3 protein-coding genes and 1 pseudogene are annotated in these 6,000 nt (G+C 30.6%); all 4 read left to right on the top strand.

Features of this window, described 5'->3' with window-relative positions:
- Positions 1-454: pseudogene (locus tag QZ620_RS05170) on the top strand (hypothetical protein); the annotation flags it as partial.
- Positions 455-504: 50 nt separating this feature from the next.
- Positions 505-2,796 (top strand): Piwi domain-containing protein, encoded by a 2,292-nt coding sequence (locus tag QZ620_RS05165; RefSeq protein WP_295179718.1) that lies wholly within the window; start codon positions 505-507, stop codon positions 2,794-2,796.
- Complete coding sequence (locus QZ620_RS05160) at positions 2,784-3,659, top strand: hypothetical protein (RefSeq protein ID WP_295179717.1); 876 nt, start codon at positions 2,784-2,786, stop codon at positions 3,657-3,659. Before QZ620_RS05165 ends, QZ620_RS05160 begins: the two co-directional genes overlap by 13 nt.
- Positions 3,660-4,137: 478 nt before the next feature.
- The gene (locus QZ620_RS05155) at positions 4,138-5,814 is read left to right on the top strand and encodes a reverse transcriptase domain-containing protein (protein ID WP_295179715.1); all 1,677 of its coding nucleotides are present in this window, start codon (positions 4,138-4,140) and stop codon (positions 5,812-5,814) included.
- The last annotated feature ends 186 nt before the right edge of the window (positions 5,815-6,000 follow it).

Raw genomic sequence — 6,000 nt, 5'->3', positions numbered from 1 at the left:
CGCAAAAATTAAAAACAAAAAATTTGAAATTACTTCTTTAAGAAAAGATGTTTCATCAGATGGAAGACATGCTGAAGTTGAATTCACCTCCAATTGGAGCGAGGATGCAAACAGGAGAGATTTTACTATTAATGCCATTGGGGTATCACTTTTACCAAAAAATTTTGGGGAGCTAATTGATCCTTTTAATGGTTTAAAAGATATTAATAGAGAAATCACTACAATTAGGTTTGAAGACAAAATAGATGCTTCAATAAAATTGAATCTAATCAATAGAAGTCTAGGAGAGGAATTAAAAGACATATATCGATTAAGAAATGCAATTCACCTACATGCGGAAATTAAGAAAGGAATTGAATACGAAATGGAAATGTCTACAATTGCGTATAGGAGAATGAAAATTTTTAAAGAACAAATTGTAATTGGTTTGCAAAAACACTCAATCCTGCAATAATTACAGAGAAAAAATTATTTTCACAAGTAAAAAAATAAAGACAAATAATTATGCAGTTAAATTACTTTCCAATACAATTTGATTTTTCAGATTACCAGATATTAACGGAAACATATTCTGATGAAAGATTGCAAGAGTTGAGGCGAAATTATAATAATTTTTACTCATTTTTTAAGGATGTTAATTTGATTGTTATATCCAATAAGGATGATAAGAAAAGCCAACTTAGCGGTAAGGTAGAAAAGCGTTCGGTGTTTGACGAGGGTAAGGTAACCACATCGTTGGTAAAACATATTTTTTTTAGAACCTTTAAAGATAGATTTCAAGGCTTTGTACCAGTTGATTTTTATCCTTTTCGTTTTTATTCACGTCAAAATAAAGATGATTTAATTCTAAATTTTCTGCCAGAAAGATTAAAACATAAAATTGCGTTCAAAAAACTAATCGAAGTACAACTCCGAGAAACAAATATTAATGATTCTAGAGGATTTGCATTTTTAGTTAATATTCGCAGAAACTGGGTGTTTAATATCTCGTGTTTGGAGCTATATCAGGAAGGTTTTGATTTAGTAGACTTTGAAGTATTACACACAGAATCGCTTCCGGGATTAGATAATATACTTGCTCCAAACGAAGATTTTGTAGGGGTTATAAAATCTATTAGTGGAAATATAGCGATGGTTTCCACAAATGAAGGTGAGGAAAGCTATCCACTAAATGAGCTCTTCATCCGTAAAACGAAGAGAAATATTCAAGCCTATCTGAACTTTGCTATTAATGAGCAAAAATCCCATCAAATATTAGAAGCTGTAAAAAATGAGCGTATTAAGAAGCAAAATCCGGTAAATCAGTTTACTGAAATAAATAAGATTGCAAAGTATCTTTTTTCGGATGATGGTAATCCAATTTTATTTCAAAACAGAGATGGATTTTGTTTTAAAGTAGATACTTCACCATTGCAAGTGCAAAATAGCATGAATTTGCAAACACCAACATTCATTTATGATCATGCTGGTACAAAAAAAAATAGTATAAATGCTGATATGGGATTGTCTAACTATGGCCCATATGATAGCATAAGTTTTGATATAAAAAAACCAAGAATAATTAGTATTTGTCATAGAGCCAAGCGAGGGGATTTTACAAGATTCTTATCTCATTTAAAGGATGGTATAGCAAACTCCCGATACTTCCAAAAAGGATTACTTAAGAAATATGAACTTCAGGATATAAATTATGATATACAGGAAATTTCTGATTACGACCTAAAGGATTATTTCGGTATAATAAGTAATCATGATAATGAAAAACCACATCTTGCTATAATTGAGATACCGGATAGATTTAAAACTCTATCAGATAGGGATAATCCATATTATAAGATTAAAGCCAAGCTACTTTCTTTAGAAATACCGGTGCAATTTGTAAGGTCATCCACCATATCTAAATATACAGAGTATATATTAAACCCATTAGCTCTTCAAATCTATGCAAAGCTTGGAGGAACACCGTGGGTATTGCCTGCTCAAAGGTCGGTTGATAGAGAAATCGTAATAGGAATAGGGCATAGTTGGTTAAGAAGTAATATCTACAAGGGTGCTGAAAGTAGTCGTGTAGTAGGGATAACAACCTTCATGTCTAGTGATGGGCAATATCTTTTGGGAGATAAGGTAAAGGATGTTCCTTACGAAAGTTATTTTGAAGAATTACTCAAAAGTCTTAAAAACTCTATTAGTAGTCTTTCAGATGAATACGCGTGGCAAAAAGGAGATACTGTAAGATTGATTTTTCACATATTTAAACCTATCAAAAATGTGGAGTTTGATGTTATTAGTCAGTTAGTTAAAGAGATAAGCCACTTTAATATCAAGTTTGCATTCGTAACAATAAGTAAAAGACATCCAAGTATTTTATTTGATACTAGTCAACTAGGTGAATCAAAATATGGATCGAGTCAAACAATAGGGAAGTGTATCCCACAACGAGGAAGTAATGTTTTTATAGATGATGAAACCTGTTTAGTGCAGATGCTAGGAGCAAGAGAATTAAAAACGGCTAAGCATGGTATGAGTACACCTATTCAAATTAAAATAAGAAAGCCTCAGGGGAATTATGAAAACCCAGAATTAAAAGATTTGATGTTTTATGATTTGAATTATATTACTCAACAGATTTATTCCTTCACCTATTTATCATGGAGGGGCTTTTTACCGAGAGAGGAACCTGCGACTATGTTATATTCTAACCTTATTTCAAGATTACTTGGAAAAATGAGACATATACCAGAGTGGGATGCGGATAAATTAAACTATACCCTAAAGCGTAAAAAATGGTTTTTATAGAAGAGAAGCATAGTTATTTAAGCAGTTTAACCAACCAACCAAAGCAAATTGCTTTGTTTGCTTTGGTTTCTAGTGAGGTATTTCAATTACCTATAGGTAGCTTTTCAGAATCTGATACAATTTATTACTCTTCTATTCATGCGATTAAAAAAAATTTAAAAGATGATTTCAGGTCTCAATATGTCAAAATATCACAACGTAAAGTTTCGGAGAACCCTACCGCTCCTTTTGTACATGACGATTTCCTGATTTTTACATTGATCATTGGAGTGCTAAAATTTGAATGTGATAAAGACTGGCTATTGCGGGTTATCCGAAGCCGAGCTAGAGGTAGAGTAACTACCACTTTTGAAAATTTATTATCAGGTAACTATCAAAGTAAAGCCAACAATCAGTCTATGGTTTTGGTATTTCTCTTTTTATTGGATAAATCAAAAATAAACAATGACCAATTGAATGAAGCATATTATGCAATGTGCGACACGAAAGAATCATTTAACAGCGACTTCATACGTATCGTTTACTACCGTGCATTTGATATTATTATCCAATTTAAGTTGCCTAGAGATGCCGATGAAGTATCTCGTTTGTTAGAATTTGAAATTAGATTTAAGAAGAGAATAAATTTTATTACTTACCTGACATATAACACTTTATTACTTTTAATTTTAATAGGAGCTTATCGCATTCTACATTCTCTTCCAGAAGATATGAAGGAAAAGATTAATGAGATAGGAATTTTAATTGGAATCGGTGGGATAGGATTGTTTGGTAATATTATTCCAAAATTGAGATTGAATTTTCGGAACCTGATATTTAGATTTTTTGGATATCAAAATAAGAATAGTAATCATTATTTATGAATTTGTAATTGGATAAAAAGTAAAAATGAAATAAACCTAAAAAACTAAAACCAACAACTATTAATGGCCAATAGGCGGCAGCGTTTAAAAAAATAATTAACTTGATCAACGAACTAATACTAAGCTAACAAATCCGTGTCCAATCCGCCAACTGGCGAACCGAGATCGTGAGGCAAAATTATTTTTTAGAATTTTTTATTTTAATAAGTTTGAAAGAAATAAAGATACCAGACTATTGATTATGCATTGCGATATCGAAATGTAAATACTAAAGTGAGGATAAAGATGAATGATTATTTTAAAAATCTACTATAGCCTTTTTTATATCATTTATATAGTAAACCCAATATTTATTAGAAATACTAAATAGTAATAAACATTTTTCGCGCCCTCCTTTTTATTAAAAATATATGAGTTATTATATATACTTATATATCAAGTTATGAAGAACTAATATTAAGTTCATACACAAGAGAATATGTCTGGTATCTTTTCTGATCAAAAATTAAAGCAAGATCTCAAATCAAGATTTCAAAAAATAAATGATGTAGGAGAGTTCATTTCTTTTTTAAATTTCTTTGAAAGAAATTCCATTGGGCAAGAAAAGAAAAAAGCTTTAAAACCTATTACCGAAAAAGAAGTTTACCATTTATCCAAAACTAGGGATACTAGATATGACCATTTTGAAATCCCTAAGAAAAATGGAAACAATCGCGATATTAAAGCCCCTGACCGAAGGCTTAAAAGAATTCAGGGATTAATTAATGAAGTTTTGCAAGTAATATTTGAAGATTCAAAAAGTGATTGTACCAATGGTTTCTTATATGGTAGAGATATACGAACCAATGCAGAACCACATATAAATAAGAATTTCGTTCTTAACCTTGATATCGAGAACTTTTTTCCGTCTATTGAGTTTAGACGAATCAAAACAGTTTTAGAATTACAACCTTTCGATTTATCACGCAGTAGAGAGCCCATAGCCTTTCTTATTGCAAATATCTGTACTTTAAATGGTATGCTACCTCAGGGATCACCTGCGTCCCCAATTTTATCTAACATTGTCACTCAAAAATTAGATCGAAGAATCCAAAGATTATGCTTTCAAAAAAAAGTGAAATATACCAGATATGCAGATGACCTAACTTTTTCATCAAATCGAGATGTATTCGATCAAAAGTTGATAAAGAAAATCGAAAAGATTATTAAATCAGAAAAATTCCAATTGAATTACAACAAGACACGACTTCGCAATTCAATGGAGCGCCAAGAGGTAACGGGTCTTATTGTTAATAGAAAAGTAAATATTAAAAGAAAGTATTTACAAAAAACCCGTGCAATGCTCAATAATTGGGAGAAAGGCGGCTTAAAATATGCAGAAAGAGAATTCCAAAAACATCAGCCAGTTGAAAAAGTGGAATATGATTTTAGAGAAGTTTTATTAGGCCATCTTTCATTTATTAGGCTAATTAAGGGAGAAACAAAATATACTGATCAGTTACTTCTAAACTATTATTTCCTATACCACCAAATTAATTATGATCACATAAAAAATAGCGCTGTCAAGACCAGACTAAGAAAAGACAATGTGGAAATGGAAAAGCTATTGTCAGAAAAAACAGCCTATACTCGAGATGAGATTTTCATAGCCTTCTGTACTAGTGCCTTTCATCAAGTTGAAAACTTAATAAATTACTACTACTATAAAAAATATCCAGTTTTAGAAAATTTGTTACAAGTCCTAATTGAAGAAAATCCTTTTTTCAAAAGTCGCTATAAAAGACTGGAAAAAGCTAAAAAATCGGTTAAAAAGATCAGTGATTTAAATATTAATGTACTAATATTTTTATATGAAAAAGAGTTCTATTTTGACAAGGGAATTTTTTATGATAAAAAGATTACTAAGCTTAGAAGAATTAGAAATGATAAGTCGCATAGATGCGAAGTTATTGACTCAGATAAACCTAAAATAATAAGCGAATACCAGCAATTTAAAAAAAGAACAGAAAACTTAAAAAATTATTCGCCAACTAAAGAGGAAGAACATTTAGTTTCTCAATATGAGGTTATCCGCTTTTTAGAAGAAAAGAATTTCAAAAAAGTACGAGGAATTGTGAATTCCATAAATGAGAACATAAAAAATTACTTTGCCTAATAACAGTCGGTTAAAGAAAATAGCTCAGATTTCTACTTTTATCCAGTTCTAAAATTGGGAGGAGGGCTCTGAATTTTAAATATGAAAAACCTAACTAAGAAAAAAATTGTTCTATTCGTAATATTACTTCTTGCCATTGCAGAAGTTGGGTCATCTTTCATTACAGGAATATTATTTCCTTTTACA

It is taken from the genome of uncultured Christiangramia sp. (genome assembly GCF_913046405.1).
GTDB lineage: Bacteria > Bacteroidota > Bacteroidia > Flavobacteriales > Flavobacteriaceae > Christiangramia > Christiangramia marina.
Note: the sequence above shows the minus strand (reverse complement) of the source record. Positions and strands in the feature narration are given on the sequence as shown.

Coding starts and splice junctions, on each gene's coding strand:
- QZ620_RS05165 (WP_295179718.1), top strand. CDS start 505: ATGCAGTTAAATTACTTTCCAATACAATTTGATTTTTCAGATTACCAG.
- QZ620_RS05155 (WP_295179715.1), top strand. CDS start 4,138: ATGTCTGGTATCTTTTCTGATCAAAAATTAAAGCAAGATCTCAAATCA.
- QZ620_RS05160 (WP_295179717.1), top strand. CDS start 2,784: ATGGTTTTTATAGAAGAGAAGCATAGTTATTTAAGCAGTTTAACCAAC.